General features: G+C 63.2%; 11 protein-coding genes and 2 pseudogenes. 7 read left to right on the top strand and 6 right to left on the bottom strand.

Features of this window, described 5'->3' with window-relative positions; all coding sequences use genetic code 11:
* The first annotated feature begins 17 nt into the window (after positions 1-17).
* The gene (gene kdgD, locus GCT13_RS15205; RefSeq protein WP_152759413.1) at positions 18-935 is read left to right on the top strand and encodes a 5-dehydro-4-deoxyglucarate dehydratase; all 918 of its coding nucleotides are present in this window, start codon (positions 18-20) and stop codon (positions 933-935) included.
* A 249-nt stretch (positions 936-1,184) separates the two neighbouring features.
* Here the strand turns inward: kdgD and GCT13_RS49235 are convergent, their stop codons facing one another.
* The 3 genes and pseudogenes from GCT13_RS49235 to GCT13_RS15195 form a co-directional block, all read right to left on the bottom strand.
* On the bottom strand, positions 1,185-1,658 hold the full coding sequence (locus GCT13_RS49235) for a DAK2 domain-containing protein (RefSeq protein WP_265335291.1): 474 nt from the start codon (positions 1,656-1,658) through the stop codon (positions 1,185-1,187).
* 315 nt (positions 1,659-1,973) lie between these two features.
* Positions 1,974-2,698, bottom strand: a pseudogene (locus tag GCT13_RS49230) (dihydroxyacetone kinase subunit DhaK); the annotation flags it as partial.
* Positions 2,699-2,869: 171 nt separating this feature from the next.
* A complete protein-coding gene (locus tag GCT13_RS15195) occupies positions 2,870-3,796 on the bottom strand; it encodes a LysR family transcriptional regulator (RefSeq protein WP_152759411.1) in 927 nt (308 codons plus the stop codon).
* A 98-nt stretch (positions 3,797-3,894) separates the two neighbouring features.
* On the opposite strand from GCT13_RS15195, the gene GCT13_RS15190 reads away from it, so the two are divergent.
* Complete coding sequence (locus tag GCT13_RS15190; protein ID WP_152759409.1) at positions 3,895-4,785, top strand: aldo/keto reductase family oxidoreductase; 891 nt, start codon at positions 3,895-3,897, stop codon at positions 4,783-4,785.
* A gap of 44 nt (positions 4,786-4,829) precedes the next feature.
* On the opposite strand, the pseudogene GCT13_RS15185 reads toward GCT13_RS15190, so the two are convergent.
* Together GCT13_RS15185 and GCT13_RS15180 are read right to left on the bottom strand one after the other, a co-directional pair.
* A pseudogene (locus GCT13_RS15185) lies at positions 4,830-5,222 on the bottom strand (enolase C-terminal domain-like protein); the annotation flags it as partial.
* A 40-nt stretch (positions 5,223-5,262) separates the two neighbouring features.
* Entirely contained in the window at positions 5,263-5,682 is a 420-nt protein-coding gene (locus GCT13_RS15180) for an ACT domain-containing protein (RefSeq protein WP_152759407.1), read from the bottom strand.
* A gap of 498 nt (positions 5,683-6,180) precedes the next feature.
* Here GCT13_RS15180 and GCT13_RS15175 point away from each other — a divergent pair, with 498 nt between their 5' ends.
* From GCT13_RS15175 to GCT13_RS15150, 5 genes are all read left to right on the top strand, one after another.
* The gene (locus tag GCT13_RS15175) at positions 6,181-9,279 is read left to right on the top strand and encodes an acetoacetate--CoA ligase (RefSeq protein ID WP_152759405.1); all 3,099 of its coding nucleotides are present in this window, start codon (positions 6,181-6,183) and stop codon (positions 9,277-9,279) included.
* Between the two features lie 17 nt (positions 9,280-9,296).
* Positions 9,297-10,112, top strand: a complete 816-nt coding sequence (locus GCT13_RS15170) for a 4'-phosphopantetheinyl transferase family protein (RefSeq protein WP_152759403.1) — start codon at positions 9,297-9,299, stop codon at positions 10,110-10,112.
* Positions 10,113-10,996: 884 nt separating this feature from the next.
* Positions 10,997-11,890, top strand: coding sequence for a LysR family transcriptional regulator (locus GCT13_RS15160; protein WP_321574369.1), 894 nt, complete (start codon positions 10,997-10,999; stop codon positions 11,888-11,890).
* Positions 11,891-11,984: 94 nt separating this feature from the next.
* Entirely contained in the window at positions 11,985-13,949 is a 1,965-nt protein-coding gene (locus GCT13_RS15155; protein WP_152759399.1) for an aconitase family protein, read from the top strand.
* Between the two features lie 43 nt (positions 13,950-13,992).
* The gene (locus GCT13_RS15150) at positions 13,993-15,435 is read left to right on the top strand and encodes an MFS transporter (RefSeq protein WP_152759397.1); all 1,443 of its coding nucleotides are present in this window, start codon (positions 13,993-13,995) and stop codon (positions 15,433-15,435) included.
* 15 nt (positions 15,436-15,450) lie between these two features.
* On the opposite strand, the gene GCT13_RS15145 is transcribed toward GCT13_RS15150, so the two are convergent.
* Complete coding sequence (locus GCT13_RS15145; protein WP_152759395.1) at positions 15,451-16,356, bottom strand: LysR family transcriptional regulator; 906 nt, start codon at positions 16,354-16,356, stop codon at positions 15,451-15,453.
* Positions 16,357-16,369: the final 13 nt, after the last annotated feature.

The following is a 16,369-nucleotide window of genomic DNA, read 5'->3' as shown; positions in this document are numbered from 1 at the left end:
GACATTCAAAGCGAACCATGACCACGCCTCAAGAACTCAAAGCGATCGTTTCCGAAGGCCTTCTGTCGTTCCCCGTCACCGACTTCGACAGCAACGGCAACTTCCGCGCCGATACCTACGCGGCGCGTCTCGAATGGCTCGCGCCGTATGGCGCGACGGCCCTCTTCGCGGCGGGCGGCACGGGCGAATTCTTCTCGCTGACGAAGTCCGACTATACGAACGTCATCCGCACCGCGACGGAGACCTGCAAGGGCAAGGTGCCGATTCTCGCGGGCGCGGGCGGCCCGACGCGCGTCGCGATCGAATACGCGCAGGAAGCCGGGCGCCTCGGCGCGAGCGGCGTGCTGCTGATGCCGCACTATCTGACGGAAGCGCCGCAGGAAGGCATCGCCGCGCACGTCGAGCAGGTGTGCAACGCGGTGAAGAACATCGGCGTGATCGTCTACAACCGCGCGAACTCGAAGCTCAACGCGGACACGCTAGAACGTCTCGCGGACAAGTGCCCGAACCTGATCGGCTTCAAGGACGGCGTGGGCGACATCGAAAGCATGGTGACGATTCGCCGGCGCATGGGCGACCGCTTCTCGTACCTCGGCGGCCTGCCGACGGCGGAAGTCTACGCAGCCGCGTACAAGGCGCTGGGCGTCCCCGTCTATTCGTCGGCCGTGTTCAACTTCATTCCGAAGACGGCGATGGCGTTCTACCGCGCGATTGCCGCCGACGATCACGCGACGACAGGCAAGCTGCTCGACGAGTTCTTCCTGCCGTATCTCGCGATCCGCAATCGTCGACAGGGGTACGCGGTGAGCATCGTGAAGGCGGGCGCGAAGCTGGTCGGCCGCGACGCGGGCCCGGTGCGCGCGCCGCTGACCGATCTGACCGAAGATGAAATGGCGCAACTCGATGCGCTGATCAAGAAGCTCGGCGCTCAGTGACGTCCACATGATGCGATGCGTTGCGTGCCGCCGCGAAGGCTGACGCGCAACACAACGATCGTGTAAGGACTCGTGTCGTTGTCGTTCCACAGATGGCGAACGCCCATCTGCACGGCCGCGTGTGAGTGGACGACTGCGCGCGGCAGCGCTTCGCCGCCTGGCCCGTTGCGAATCGCGCCGCGCAGCGTGCGTGAACGCGCGGCACTCTCATCGTCGATCGACGATCAGGTGCTATCGCGCGTCGATTGATCAGCAGACGAACGGCGTCAGCGCCCGCAACCAGCAAACGACCGCCACCGCGCCGCCATCCGGTTCGCCGACGGCACGCTCGCCGAGATAACTCGCGCGTCCGACGCGCGGCATCATCGACGCTGTCGCGTCCGCGCCTTTCTGCGCAGCATCGACGGTGGCGGCCCACGCATCGGAGAGCGGCCGGCCGTTGCGAACGGCGGCGGAGAACGCGTCGGCCGCGGGCCGCAGCGCATCGAGCATCGTGCGCTCGCCGGGCTGCGCGCCGCCCAGTTCCGCGATCGCGCCGACGGCGAGATCGAACGCGTCGGCCCAATCGGATGCCGAAGCCGCGCGGCTTTCCGCGAGACGGCGCGACGCGCGCAGCAACGCCGTCGCATAGAACGGCCCCGAGCTGCCCGCAATCGCGCGCCGCAACGTCACCGCGAGTTCCGCGAGCGCGTCGGCTTCCGAAGGCCACGCCGTATCCGGCATCGCGAGCACCGCTTCGCCCGCGCGCTTCATGCTCGAGCCCAGGTCGCCATCGCCCGCTTTCGAATCGAGTTCGGTGAGGCGCGCTTCGGCGCCCATCAACGCGCGCGCGGCTGCGTCGAACGCATGCTGCAACGTCGAGCGCTGCGCGGCACGCGTCGCCGTGGCTTCGCCCGATACTGCGCCGCCGTTCGCATGCGACGCGACGCCCACCGCGCCGTCGACGTTCACGCGCCCCGTGTCCCGCCACGTGCCGACGCTAGTCGGCGCATCGAGCAGCGCGAGGCGCGCGTCGTCGACACGCATCACCGAGATCGAACAGCCCGGCATGTTCAGCGCCGACAGCAGCGTGCCGCACCACGCGCGCTCGATGACAAGCCCGCGCTGCCGAAGACCGTTGATCGCCGCGCGCGCGACGACGGCCAGTTCCATCGGCGGCGTCGCGCCGAGCCCGTTGACGAGCAGCACGACACGCTCGCCGTCCGCCAGTTGCAGATCGTCGGCGATCGCCGTGAGCAGCGTCTCTGTCAGTTCGTCGGCGGGCATCGGCTGCGTGCGCTGCACGCCCTTCTCGCCGTGAATGCCGAGGCCGAGTTCGATCTCGTCGTCGGCGAGGGAGAAGCTCGCCTGCCGCGTGGCCGGCAGCGTGCAGCCGTCGAGCGCGACGCCCATCGTGCCGATCGCGTTCGCGGCTTCGCGCGCGAGCGCCGCGACTTCGTCGAGTGTCCCTCGGCGCGCGCCAACTCCGCCGCCAAGCCGAAGTTGAGGCGGTCGCCCGTGTAGTTCTTGACGACCAGCAGCGCGCCGTTCGGTCCCGCCGACGCGCGGATCGCCGCGAGCACGGCATCCGTCGACGGCGACGTGAACACTTCGCCGCATACGGCCGCCGCGAGCATGCCTTCACCGACGTAGCCCGCGTGGGCCGGCTCGTGCCCGCTGCCGCCGCCCGAAATGACCGCGACGCGCCGCGCGTGCGGCGCCGGCAGATCGCGCTGCACGACGACGTTCGCGTCATGCAGCAGCGCGGTATCGGGCGCGAGCATGGCGAGACCTTCGAGCATTTCGCGCACGACGCGCGACGGATCGTTCAGCAGCTCCTTCATGGCAGTGAACCTCGGCGGATTGAGTTGCGGGCGAACGGATGGAACAGTCGCGTCGGCAGCGAAGGCCGTGCGCGCGGGCCGGTCCATCCGTCGAAAGGGATAACTCTATCGTCAGCGGCGCGAAGGTGCAGCGGGCGCATCGGGCGCATCCCGCGCCTTCAGGAAATCGACGAACGCGCGCAACGGCGCGGGCAAATGGCGGCGGCCCGGATAGTACAGAAACGGCCCTGAAAACGGCTGCCACCACGCTTCGAGAATCGGCTCCAGCGCACCGCTATCGAGATGTGGCCGCAGCATGCCCTCGAACAGATGGATGACACCCACGCCCGCGACCGCCGCGCTCACAGCAAGATCGATCGCGGCGCCCGGCCTGACGACGAGCGGCCCCGACGGATCGAGACGCACCACTTCGCCGTCGCGCTCGAAATCCCATGTCGGCATTGCACCGCCCGCGAACTGGCCGCGCAGACACGCGTGAGCGAGCAGATCGCGCGGATGCTGGGGCCTGCCGTGCGCGTCGAGATAGCCGGGCGCCGCGGCCGTCGCGAAACGCTGCACGCGCGGTCCGATGGGAACGGCGATCATGTCCTGCTCGAGACGCTCGTCGTAGCGGATGCCCGCATCACAGCCGATCGACAGCACATCGACGAAACCATCCTCGACCACCACTTCCACGCGGATGTCGGGATACTCAGCGAGGAACGGTGCGATGACGGACGGCAACACGATGCGCGCCACGCTCGACGGCACGTTCAGCTTTAGGGTGCCGCTCGGCTTGTCCCTGAACACATTCAGCACATCGAGCGCGGCTTCCATTTCGCTGAAGAGCGGCGTCAGCCTGTCGATCAGGCGCTGTCCCGCTTCCGTCGGCGCGACGCTGCGCGTGGTCCGGTTCAGCAGCCGCAAGTCGAGCTTCGTTTCGAGCCGGCGAACGGCGATGCTCAGGCTGGATGCTGAGACGCCGCTGATACGCGCGGCGTCGCGAAAGCCGCCGGCGCGCGCGACCGAGACGAAGGCGGCGAGATCGTTGAGTTCCATGGCCATTGTTCAAAATTTTCAACAACCCGTACACCTTAGGTCGCTTTATTCAACAGCGCAACCGGATCAAACTGGTGGCGTTCAACAAGGAGAGCATCATGTCGAAGTTCAAGTCAGCGGATCACTTCACGCTTGCCGGCCGCCAGATTCGCCGGATCGGCTATGGCGCCATGCAGCTCGCGGGGCCCGGCGTATTCGGGCCGCCGAAGGACCGCGACGCCTGCATCGCCGTGCTACGCGAGGCGATCGCGTCGGGCGTCAATCACATCGATACGAGCGATTTCTACGGGCCGCACATCACGAACCAGTTGATCCGCGAAGCGCTGCATCCGTATCCCGACGATCTGCTGATCGTCACGAAGGTCGGTGCGGTGCGCGGCGACGACGGCGCGTGGCTGCCCGCGTTCGAGCCGGAAGATATCCGTCGCGGCGTGCACGACAATCTGCGCAACCTGGGGCTCGACGCGCTCGACGTCGTCAACATGCGCATCATGGGGAGCGTTCACAGCCCGAGCGAAGGCTCGATCGAAAAGCAGGTCGTGGCGCTCGCCGAGCTTCAGCGCGAAGGTCTCGTGCGGCACATCGGCCTGAGCAACGCCACCGCGACGCAGATTGCCGAAGCGCAGCGCATCGCGGAGATCGTCTGCGTGCAGAATCACTACAACCTCGTTCATCGCGACGACGATGCGCTCGTCGACGAACTCGCGGCCAAAGGCATTGCGTACGTGCCGTTCTTTCCGCTCGGCGGATTCACGCCGATTCAGTCGTCGGCGCTGTCGAACCTGGCGGGCGAACTCGGCGCGACGCCGATGCAACTCGCGCTCGCGTGGCTGCTGCATCGTGCGCCGAACATACTGCTGATTCCCGGCACGTCGTCCGTCGCGCATCTGCGCGAGAACTTGAAGGCCGGCGAATTGAAGCTGACGGACGCGACGCTCGCCGAAGTCGATGCGATCGGACAACGCAGCGAGAATCAGCGAGACGCATGAGCGTTGCGCGCCGCGCGTCTACGCGGCGGAACACAAGGCGGAACTCATGCAGACAGCTGCTGCATGATCGCGTAGAGATCCGCCTTGCCTTCGAAGCCGGTGCCGGGAAGATCCGGCATCGTGAGATAGCCGTTCTCAACTTTCACGCCGTCGGGAAAGCCACCGAACGGCTGAAACAGATCGCGATACGACTCATTGCCGCCGAGCCCGAGCCCCGCCGCGATGTTCAGCGACATCTGATGCCCGCCGTGCGGAATGCAGCGGCTCGCCGACCAGCCATGCTGATGCAGCATGTCGAGCGTGCGCAGATATTCGACGAGCCCATAGCTCAACGCGCAGTCGAACTGCAGCCAGTCGCGATCGGCGCGCATGCCGCCGTAGCGGATCAGGTTGCGCGTGTCCTGCATCGAGAACAGGTTCTCGCCTGTCTTTGCGGGCGAAGTACACTCACTCCGGCTATCAACGAAGTGAGTCAGCCTATCGTGAACTGCTCTCTCGCGCCCGCTGCTGCAAGAGAATCAATTGCGCCATGGCGTTCTTCGCCGAATCGACGGATACAAAGATATGATCGTGATACGCGGCCGCTATCACGTTGCAGCTAATGCCCGCCTCGCCGAGTGCTTTTGCAAAAGCTGCAGTCAGGCCCACTGCCTGCAAATCCGAATGCACCGTGAGCGTAATCCACGCACAGCGGAAGAGGACATCCAATCCTGCCCGCTTTGCTATCTGTTCCTCCACGACAAGCGTCAGGCCTTCTTTCTCGCAAAAGGTCGCGACAGGCATTAATGCCTTGACGTCGGTTTCAACTGGTACCGACGCAAAGACGTAGACACCCTCGTTCAGTTCGGGATGCATAGACGCTAGCAACTGATCGAGGTCGCTAATGGGCTGGCTCATCGAAAACCTCTTTGTGCGCTAATGGACTGAATGAGACGCGTCGTTTCGACGTCGCGATCGCTAATGAGCATTGCGGTTTTGCGTTGAACGGCAGCTTGTCCCGCGCGATCGATTGCAGCGCGTGTGGGACCTGAAAGTTACTTCTCCGCTCTGCGAACCAAGTGCACTGCTCTGCGGGTATGAAGCGCGTGGCAGCTCTTGACGTTGGTTTCATCACGGGAAAGGTACGCAGAATATCGCCTATGACCACGGATGTCTGTTCAGAGGGATTCATCTGAACATGCCGCAGCGGAAGATCACGGCCATGAGTCGAAGACAGCCATCGCGTGTGGGCACAACAAATGCAATGGTCACAGTACCGGTACACGCCGCGCAAGGAAACGGCCAAGGCAGTCGGCAATGCAGTAATGGCGACTTCCTCTTCGTGGAATAACGACCGGTGCATTCGTGCCCGTTCGACAAACTCGTTTTGAAAAAAAGACGTTGATGGAGCTTTAAATGGACTGTCTTCACCTGCCCGATGCGCCGCAGTGCACAAGCGTCGCCGCGGGACGAATTCCAGTTTATAAGGAAACGTCCGAGCGCCCGGTAACATCGCAATTGACTGCATTTACTGCAGCGCTACAGGCGCGCACTGGCAAAGCCCTCGATAACTACCAATCGTTACACGATTTCTCGGTGCGAGACTTTCGCACTTTCTGGCGATGCTTCGTTGAGTGGTCGCAAGGGCTCGAAGTATCCGGCGGCATCGAGCCGGTTTGCATCGGCGACGCGTGCGAGCATGCATGCTTCTTTCCAGAGGTGCAGCTCAACTACGCTGCCAATCTGCTTAACCTGTCGGTTGCACCGGCCACTGCACCCGCGCTCACGGCATGTCACGCGGATGGGCGACGTGTACATCTGACTCGTGGCGAACTGCGCGAGCGCGTGGCACGTCTTGCACACGCGCTTTCGAAATTGGGGCTGCGCGACGGCGACCGCGTGGTCGCCGTCATGCGCAACGACGCTGACGCAGCTGTTACCGCGCTGGCAGTGACCGCGCTCGGCGCAACCTTTTCGTCCGCTGCCCCCGAAATGAGCGCCGAGGCAATCCTCGATCGCTTCACGCCGCTCGCACCTCGGCTACTGTTCGCGCACACCGCGGCGCGCGATTTCGACACGGGCATGCCAGTCGCAGCTAAAGTCGGCGTGCTGACGGCTGCGCTTCCCTCGCTGCAGGGCCTCGTCTGCCTCGACGACGGAAATGACTTGCCGGGCACAATCAGGCAGCGCGTCTATTCGCTTGGCGAGCTGATCGACGGGGGCGACGCCGCGCGCTTCGAGTGGCCGTGCTTTCCGTTCAATCATCCGCTTTTCATCATGTTCTCATCGGGCACGACCGGCAAGCCGAAGTGCATCGTGCACGGCGCCGGCGGCAGTCTGCTCGAGCACCTGAAGGAGCATCGGCTGCACTGCGATCTGCGGCCCGGCGACCGGATGTACTTCCACACCACGTGCGCATGGATGATGTGGAACTGGCAGTTATCGGCGCTTGCATCTGGCGTCGAAATCGTCACTTATGACGGACCGATCTCCACGATCGATGTGTTGTGGCGTCTCGTCGCCGATGAGCGTGTCACTGTGTTCGGCACGAGCCCCGCTTATCTGAAGATGTGCGAGGACGCGGGCCTGGAGCCAGGACGGCAGTTCGACACAGGCGCACTTCGCGCGATGATGTCGACCGGCGCGGTGCTGTACGACACGCAGTTTGCCTGGGTACGCGATCACGTGAAGCCGCTGCCGCTCCAGTCGATCTCGGGCGGCACCGATATCCTCGGCTGCTTCGTGCTGGGAAATCCCGATTTGCCGGTCTATGCAGGGGAAGCCCAATGCAAGAGTCTTGCGCTCGACGTTCAGGCGTGGGATCAGGGAGAGCGCACTACTGGAATCGGCGAACTCGTCTGCATCAATCCGTTTCCGTCACGTCCGCTCGGGTTTTATGGCGACGTGGACGGTGCGGCCTTTCACTCGGCCTATTTTTCCCGTAACCCGGGTGTGTGGACGCACGGCGATCTGATCGAGTTTTCGTCTGAAGGCACAGCCCGCCTGCATGGCCGTTCCGACGGAATACTGAATGTGCGCGGAAGCAAGATCGCTCCCGCCGAGATCTATCGCGTGCTGAACGATATCCGGGAGATTCGCGAAGCGATGGTCGTCGAGCAGCAGCGAAGCGACGCGCCAACCGATCACGCATGCGCTCAACCGCCTGACGCGCGCATCGTACTGCTGCTGGTCCTGCAGGATGGCGTTACGCTGACGGGCACGCTGGTCGCCCGAATACGCCGCGATCTCGCGCACCGCGCGTCGCCAGCGCACGTTCCGGACCGGATCATCGCCGTCGATGCATTGCCCGTCACGCACAACGGCAAGCTATCCGAACGATCCGCTCACGATGTGATCAACGGCTTGCCGGCCATCAATGTCACGGCGCTGCGCAATCCCGAATGCCTCGACGCGATCCGGAACCATCCGGCGCTCAAACTGGCGACTCGAAAGCTTCCGCCAGCCGGCGATTCGCGCGAGCAACTCGAACGACATTTGCAGGCACTGTGGGAGAAGCTGTTCGACTTTGCGCCGATCAGTCGCGATGACAATTTCTTCGAACTAGGAGGCAATTCGCTCCTTGCCGCAAGGCTGCTCGCCGAAGTACGTCAGTCGACAGGCTACACGATGCCACTCGCGACGCTGGTGATCGCGCCGACGATCTCGCGCCTCGCCGGGATCATCGAAGATCGCACACCGCTGCCATCGTCGCCGATTCTCGTGCCCATGCGCGCGGGAACTGGAGCGCCGCTGTTCCTCGTGCATGGCTTGAGCGGCTCGGCGATGGAATGCTGGGCGCTGGTCCACGCACTCCGCAGCCCGCGTCCGGTCTTTGCACTGCAGGCACGCGGCCTTGACGGAGGTGAGCCGACCCAGCGGCACGTCGAAGAACTGGCAGCCTGCTACATCGACGAGATGCGCGCCGTGCAGCCGAATGGGCCGTACGCGGTGACAGGCTATTCGCTCGGCGGGCTGATCGCGTTCGAGATCGCGCAACAGTTGGAGCGCGCTGGCGACCACGTCGGCATGCTGTGTTTGCTCGATCCCTATGTCTACGAGCGCTGGCTGCCGTGGAGCGCACGGATGCACCATTGGTACGGCCGGATACACGGCCAATGGCGCAAGCTGCGTAGGGTGCCTGCATCGCGAATGGTCGGATATCTGGCTGGGCGGCTCATCGTCGGAGCGGATCACGTGCAAATGCACCTCGGCCGCATGAGACTGCGGCCGGACGCGACGACAGCGGTGTTTCCGCCGGCGCTCAGACAGGTGCGCGAAACGTTGGTGCTGGCGATGACCCGCTATCAGCCGCCCCCTTACAACGCTGGACCGATTTTGTATGTGCGTGCAACGACCCGGCTGGACGAGCATGGCGATCCGATGCTTCTATGGCAGCGCGTCGCGCGCGGCGGCCTGATGATTGCAGAGGTATCCGGCAGCCATGACGATATGCTGGTCGAGCCGAACCTGCGGGTCGTCGCGGCGCTGCTGGACAGGGCAATGGCGAACGCGTGACACGGCGGGGTTTTGGCATGCAGCACGATGTTGTTACAGCGCGAATCGCACGAAATGCGGGATGTCTTTCACTGTCTGATCCGAGCCAGCTCTTTTTGCCGGACAAAGCCGTTCATGTGTGGATACTGGACGAACATGTCATCGGACAGGCATGTTCGTCCCTCGGCTACACGCTTTCGCTGGACGAACGACAGCACGCACGAGCGTACAGGCATGAAAGCGACCGCAACAATTTTATTGCCCGACGGAGCATGCTCCGCTGGCTGATCGGCGTTTACCTGCGCAGCAAACCCGAATCGCTGCGCTTCAACGTATCCAGGCTCGGCAAGCCCGCGTTGCAGCGGCCACGCGGTACGAGGCTCGCATTCAATGTTTCCCATACCGACGGGATCGCCCTGCTTGCTTTTGCATTGAATTGCCGCGTCGGCATCGACGTCGAGCGACGGATCGACTGCATCGACTTCGTGAACGTCGGACGCGGCGTCTTTTCTCCCGTAGAGGAAGGCGTGCTTGCGGCAGCACGAATCGATTCGGCGGCGGCCTTCCTTAGCATCTGGACGCGAAAAGAGGCTCTGCTTAAGGCGCTCGGCAGTGGCCTTCTTGTCGAGCCCACCTCTTATACGACAGAAGATGCTCTCGCACTCGGCGAAGGCCACTGGCACGCTTCGAACAAGGGCACACTCCTTTCGGGCTGGACGTGCCTGGACTTGAGCCTCGGACGGGAAGTCCAGGGCGCCCTTGCCGTGTCGCTCGATGACGCACGCGTCATGCTTTACCGTTGCTCGCCTTCAATCTGGGCAAGCAGATACTCATTCGCGGCAATGCCGCCTTGACGGTTGGTTCGCCATGTCACGCAGAAGCAGGCAACGCAAATCCTTCGCGGAATGTCGGGTGAGGGAATGCTCGAATACGCGACGGCGTTCGGCGAAAAGGCAAGCAGTTGTGCGCGTGAAGGCATAACCGCCGTCACCAGTTGGCCAGCGCGCGAGCCTTCGTCGAAGTTCTAATTCAACGCTTCACGAACGGAAGCTAAAGCCCTATAAAACAGACGCAAAATTTGCGTGGGGCTTGCCGTTTTCTCCTCACGATCTGGCACAAGAAAAATAATTTGACGAAGCCCTACGGTTTCAGAAGCCGGTGCCGATAAGAGCGCTCATACGTCCCCTGCAGACGAGGCTCCCCATGTCATTTGCATTTGATCTGATCGCCCACCCCACACCGCGATTGAAACGTACTGTCGTTATCCTGGTTGGCTGTGCGGGCGTACTCGCCAGCCTGTCGATTTGGGGCCGTGTGCCCGCCGATGCACTCGCCGATGCCGACAGAGAAGTCGCTCACTACGGCCCCGCACTGACGGGGTCCGCGTGTCCGGTCGAAGGAGCCGTATCGAGGGACGCTCGCGGTACGTTCCTCATGTGTTGGAAACAGGTCTGGAGCAAGCCGTAAAAGCGACTCTCCGTATCGCCGCGACGGACTGCCATCGCTCCATCGGAAGGCTGAAAAAATGACGAACCGATCGCCATTCCGTAACAGACACAAGCACTAGCCGCTGAACAGCAGCCGCCTACGATCGCAAAAGCACGGCTGCTACTATTGCCGCTGTCGGGCAGTCGAAGCACCTGAGTGTGGAGAAACGGGCGTTGCGCAAAAAACGCTGACGCCGTGCTTCGATGTGCCCATACGAGAAGCCATCAAACTCGACGAGGATTCTGGCGGCGTGCGAATCGATCCATACAGCCTGGAACTGTTCATCTCCGTGGTGCAGGAGGGCTCGATTGCTCGCGCGGCCAGCCGCAATCACATTGCCCCTTCCGCGCTCAGCCGGCGCATCGCGGATCTCGAAACCGCCATGGGCCTTACCTTGCTCATCCGCTCCCCGTCGGGTGTCGAGTTGACGGAGGCGGGCCGCCACGCCTTCGCGCGCGCAGTGTCACTGCATGACCAGTTGCAATCGCTGGCACGCGAGGTACAGTCGCTCAGCGGCCAGGTCGCCGGCATCGTGCGGCTGTATGCGAATGCATCGGCGATCGTCGGCTTCCTGCCCGAGCGGCTGAAAGCATTTCAGGCCCGATACCCGCTTGTCCAGATCGCATTGACGGAACAGATCAGCGATGAGGTGATCCGCGCGTGCGTGGACGACCGCGCCGACGTCGGCATCTGCGCGAGCGGCAAGATATCCGGCGGCCTCGATTCGTGGCACTTCGCCGATGATCCGCTGATGGTCGTGCTGCCGCTCGATCACGAACTTGCCGCGCTCGATGCGCCTGCCTTCACCGATGTCATCCGCTTTCCGCTCGTCGCCCTTCAGGCCGGCGGCTCGCTCGATCAGATCATCAACGAGCGCGCCGACGCCATTCGCACGCCGCTCAAGCTGGCCGTGACGGTCAACAGTTTCGACGCGCAGTGCCGGATGGTGGAAGCAGGACTCGGCATCGGCATTGTGCCGACGAGTGCCGCGTCCGCGTTCGCCGGATCGCACGGCTTCGTGCGACGCCCGCTCAACGAGCCATGGGCGGCCCGTCGCAGCCTGCGGGTTCATGCGCTCAGGAAGTCTTCACGCTTGAAGGCCGTGCAGGCATTGATCGACTCGCTGACGCACGCCGAGGGTTAACGAGGACATCGCGGTTTGCGATGCCCCCTTTGCCGATCCAGCACTTCTTGCGCGTCCGCGCCGCCGTCTAGATTTCCGTTCAAGGAGAAATCGGATGGCGAAACTGGATTTGACGGGCCGGGTATTGTTTCTTTGCCAGGACCCGGAACAGGTCGAACGGCAACTCGATGGCCTCGATCTGACCGAGGCGACAGCGGGCACGCTGCGAGACGACGTCTCGACCGACGAGATCACGCCGATGAGCGTGCTCACCCGCTTCGACGAGCGTCTTGGCCGCTTTCCCTATCTCGGCTTTCACACGGGAGGACGCAGTCCCATCGGTGCCGACGCGATCCGCAACGGCCGTTTCTGCGTGACGGTCGCGGGCAACCGGTACGGCAAAGGATCGTCGCGCGAGCATAGTCCGCTCGCCGAATATCGCGCGGGCATCCGGCTCGTGATCGCGAAGAGCTTCGAACGGATCTATCGTCAGAACGCGGACAACCTCGGACTCTTCACGTCGACGGATTTCGGGCTGATCGACCGCATCCGGCGCGGCGAGCCGATCGACATCGAGGAACTCGTCGCGTCGCGCGACGTGCTGTCCGCATCGATTCTCAGAAGCGGCGGCTTGCTGCGCTATGGCGCGCAAAACATGCGGCATATCGCGGTTGCGGATCGCGCCATCGATGGCGAGCCACGCACGCTCGCCCAGAAAATCATCGAGCGTCACGCGCTGCGCACAGAAGGAACGGGCGCATCGCTCGCGCCCGGCTCCGGCGTTTTCGTGCACGCGGACTGGCGCTTCATCCACGAGTACTACACCGGCATGGCGACACACATGCTGGATGCGACGTTCGGCAAGCCGTTGTCGCTGTATCAGCCGGAAACCATTCTTGCCTTCGAAGACCACCTTTCGTATTCGCACAAGAGCGAGCTTCACATCAGAAACGGTCTGCTGCCCGACGTCAACGACCTATCCGCGGCGCACAGGCAATTCGCTCAAGACCACGGGCTGAAGAATCACGGCTATCTCAGCGAGATCGACGGGCGTTTCAGCGAAGGCTCCGAAGGCATCTCGCACGCGATGATGGCCGAGCGCTACGCGCTGCCGGGTCAACTCATCGTCGGCACGGATTCGCACACGCCGCATAGCGGCGCGCTCGGGTGCGTGGCGTTTGGCGTCGGCACCACCGATATGGCGAATGCGTTCGTCACCGGCGCGGTGCGCATGACCGTGCCTCAATCGCTGCGTGTCGATTTCAACGGCTCCATTCCAGCCGGCGTTACCGCGAAGGACCTCGTGCTGCATCTGCTCGCCGACCCGAGAATCCGCGCCGGCACAGGCGTCGGCAAAGTGTTCGAGTTCGCGGGCTCCGCGATCGCGCAACTCACGACGGACGAACGCACGACGCTGACGAACATGACGGCCGAACTTGGCGGCTTGACCGGCATCGTCGCCCCCGATGAAGAAACCGTGCGCTTTCTCAAGGCGCGGCGCGGCCTCGACTTCGTGATCGAACCGTGGATGCGCAGCGATGCAGGCGCAAGCTACACCGAGGTGATCGAAATCGACTGTACGGGCATCACGCCGATGCTCGCCTCACCCGGCGATCCGGGCAACGGCGTCGCGCTGCGCGATCTCGTTGAACGCCCTCGCGTCGATATCGCTTATGGCGGCTCGTGCACCGCCGGCAAGCGAGAAGACTTCGACCACTATCACGAAGTCCTCGCATGGGCTGCTGCGCGTGGCCTGCGTGTCCCGTCGAGCGTGAAGCTGTACCTCCAGTTCGGCACGTCGGATGTGAGGGACTACTGCGTGCGAAGCGGCTACATCGAGGCATTCGAGCAGGCGGGCGCCATTCTGCTGCAACCGTCATGCGGCGCATGCGCCAATTGCGGGCCGGGCGCTTCCGTGGACGCGGGCCAGGTCACGATCAGCGCGATCAACCGCAATTTCCCGGGCCGCTCGGGTCCGGGCCAGGTCTGGCTCGCGAGTCCGCCAACTGTCGTGGCCAGCGCACTCGCCGGCAAGATCGCTTCGTTCGATGAATTGAAGGCGCACGCGCAGCGAGCCTGATGGTTCGCTCGCACCACATACAACTACGATACTGGAGACAAACATGGCCATGCTGGAGGGCGCGTCACAACTGCGCGCCGCGGATCATCCCGCGCTAGCCGAAGCAGCTTCCGTCGTCGACACAGGCGCAATTTCCGCACGTCTGGACAGGCTGCCTGCAACACGCGCCGTCTGGAAGCTGATCGTGTTGCTCAGCCTCGGCTTCTTCTTCGAGCTATACGATCTTCTCTTTACCGGCTACGTCGCGCCGGGCCTCGTCAAGAGCGGCATTCTCACGTCGACGACGTCAGGCCTGTTCGGTACATCGGGTGTCGCGAGCTTCATTGCCGCGCTCTTTTGCGGACTCTTTCTCGGCACCGTCGCATGCGGCTTTCTCGCCGACCGTTTCGGCCGCCGAGCGATCTTCACGTGGTCCTTGTTGTGGTACGTGGCGGCCAACACCGTAATGGCCTTCCAGGACTCCGCAAGCGGCCTGAATTTCTGGCGCTTCGTTTCGGGCATGGGGATCGGCGTCGAGCTGGTAACGATCGGCACCTACATGTCCGAGCTTGCTCCGAAACATCTGCGTGGCAGGGCTTTCGCGATATGCCAGACACTCGGCTTCTCGGCCGTGCCCGTCGTTGCGTTTCTTTCTTATCTGCTCGTGCCGAACGCGCCGTTCGGCGTCGACGGATGGCGATGGGTCGTGTTGCTCGGCGGCATCAGCGCGCTCTTTATCTGGTACTTCCGGCGCAACCTGCCGGAAAGTCCGCGCTGGCTGGCGAGCAAGGGACGAATTCACGAAGCCGATGCAGTCCTCTCCCGTCTCGAAGAAAAAGTCGCGAGCGAGTACGGACAGCCGCTGCCCGAACCGGGGCCGTCCGACCCCGTGCCTCGCAAGGCCAGCTTCGCAGATATGTGGAAACCGCCGTATCGCAAACGCACGGTGATGCTCATCCTCTTCCACATCTTCCAGACGGTCGGTTTTTATGGCTTTGCGAACTGGGTGCCGACTCTGCTCGTCAAGCAGGGCATTACGGTGACGTCGAGCCTGCTGTACACGACGGTCATCGGCCTTGCGGCGCCGCTCGGGCCGCTGCTCGGCTACTGGATCGCGGATCGCTTCGAGCGCAAGCATGTGATCGTCTGCATGGCGGCGCTCAATATCGTCAGCGGCCTGCTGTTCAGCCAGGTGGCGTCGGCGGTCGCGATCGTGACGCTCGGTGTTTTGCTCACGTTAGCCGGCAACATCATCTCGTTCACCTATCACACGTATCAGCAGGAACTCTATCCGACCGCGATCCGCGCACGCGCAGTGGGCTTCGTCTATTCGTGGAGCCGACTCTCGGCCGTGTTCAGTTCTTTCGTCATCGCGTTCACGCTGAAGGAATTCGGCGTGACGGGTGTGTTCGTTTTCATCGCTGGCGCAATGGCGCTCGTCATCGTCGCTATCGGCCTGATGGGTCCGCGAACGCTCGGCAAATCGCTGGAAAGCATTTCACACTGAGCGGCGCGTCACCGTTCAACCGCCGCATGCGTGGATCAGAAACTGCTGTAGCGCAGTTGCTGGTCCACTCAGTCGCGCGCCCTTCAACCAGATCATGCCTGCATCCATTTGCGGAACGGCATCCAGAATCGGACGTGCTTCGATACGCTTGCCCTCGAGCGACCACGGACGGAAAACCATATCCGAGAGGACGGTCACACCAAAGCCGTGTGCAACCAGTCCGCGCAGCGCTTCCATCGAACTCGTGCGAAACGCGATATTCGGCTCGATGCGTTTCTTCTTCCAGTAGCGCAGCGTCGATTGCTCGCCTTCGTCGACTGTAATCAGGATGTACGGATGCGCCGCAATGTCCTTCAGCGACGGTGCATCGAGTTGCGCGAGCGGGTGCGTCGGCGCGACCCATAGCTGTCGCCGCGAGCGGATCAGCACCTGGTTGCCGAAGCGGTTGAGGTTCTCGACATTCGAAAGCAGCACCACGCCGATCTCGATCTCGCCAGCGAGTACCGCACTTTCGATATCCGCTCGCTCCATGTCACGCAGATCGAAGTCGATCAACGGATAGGTCGCGCGAAAACGTGCGAGCAGTTCCGGCAGAAAGTAGCCCAGCACGGTATACGACGCGGCGATCCGCACGGTGCCGCGCATGTCGTGCGAGCGGAACGGCGGCTTGTGGATGGCATCGCGCGCCGCGTCCAGCACGCGCCGCGCGTGGTTATAAAAGTCCTGGCCATCCGGCGTGAGCGCGACGCCCTGCGGCAGCCGCTCGAACAGGCGCGTGCCGAGACCACTCTCCAGCGCGAGAACAGCATTGGTGATCGCCGATTGCGACACGTGCTCGTTGGCGGCCGCCATCGAGAACTGGCCTGTGTGCGCCGCCGCCACGAAGTAGCGCAATTGCCGGAGTGTGAGATCGAACGCCATCTGATTTTCGGAT

The sequence above is a fragment of the Paraburkholderia franconis genome (genome assembly GCF_009362735.1).
Classification (GTDB): Bacteria; Pseudomonadota; Gammaproteobacteria; order Burkholderiales; family Burkholderiaceae; genus Paraburkholderia; species Paraburkholderia franconis.
This window is presented reverse-complemented; position numbering and strand designations above follow the sequence as displayed.

Excerpts from the sequence above, each read along its gene's own strand:
- GCT13_RS15150 (WP_152759397.1), top strand. The coding sequence starts at position 13,993 with ATGGCCATGCTGGAGGGCGCGTCACAACTGCGCGCCGCGGATCATCCC.
- GCT13_RS15190 (WP_152759409.1), top strand. The coding sequence starts at position 3,895 with ATGTCGAAGTTCAAGTCAGCGGATCACTTCACGCTTGCCGGCCGCCAG.
- GCT13_RS15175 (WP_152759405.1), top strand. The coding sequence starts at position 6,181 with ATGGACTGTCTTCACCTGCCCGATGCGCCGCAGTGCACAAGCGTCGCC.
- GCT13_RS15180 (WP_152759407.1), bottom strand. The coding sequence starts at position 5,682 with ATGAGCCAGCCCATTAGCGACCTCGATCAGTTGCTAGCGTCTATGCAT.
- GCT13_RS15155 (WP_152759399.1), top strand. The coding sequence starts at position 11,985 with ATGGCGAAACTGGATTTGACGGGCCGGGTATTGTTTCTTTGCCAGGAC.
- GCT13_RS15145 (WP_152759395.1), bottom strand. The coding sequence starts at position 16,356 with ATGGCGTTCGATCTCACACTCCGGCAATTGCGCTACTTCGTGGCGGCG.
- GCT13_RS15195 (WP_152759411.1), bottom strand. The coding sequence starts at position 3,796 with ATGGAACTCAACGATCTCGCCGCCTTCGTCTCGGTCGCGCGCGCCGGC.
- GCT13_RS49235 (WP_265335291.1), bottom strand. The coding sequence starts at position 1,658 with ATGCCGGATACGGCGTGGCCTTCGGAAGCCGACGCGCTCGCGGAACTC.
- kdgD (WP_152759413.1), top strand. The coding sequence starts at position 18 with ATGACCACGCCTCAAGAACTCAAAGCGATCGTTTCCGAAGGCCTTCTG.
- GCT13_RS15170 (WP_152759403.1), top strand. The coding sequence starts at position 9,297 with ATGCAGCACGATGTTGTTACAGCGCGAATCGCACGAAATGCGGGATGT.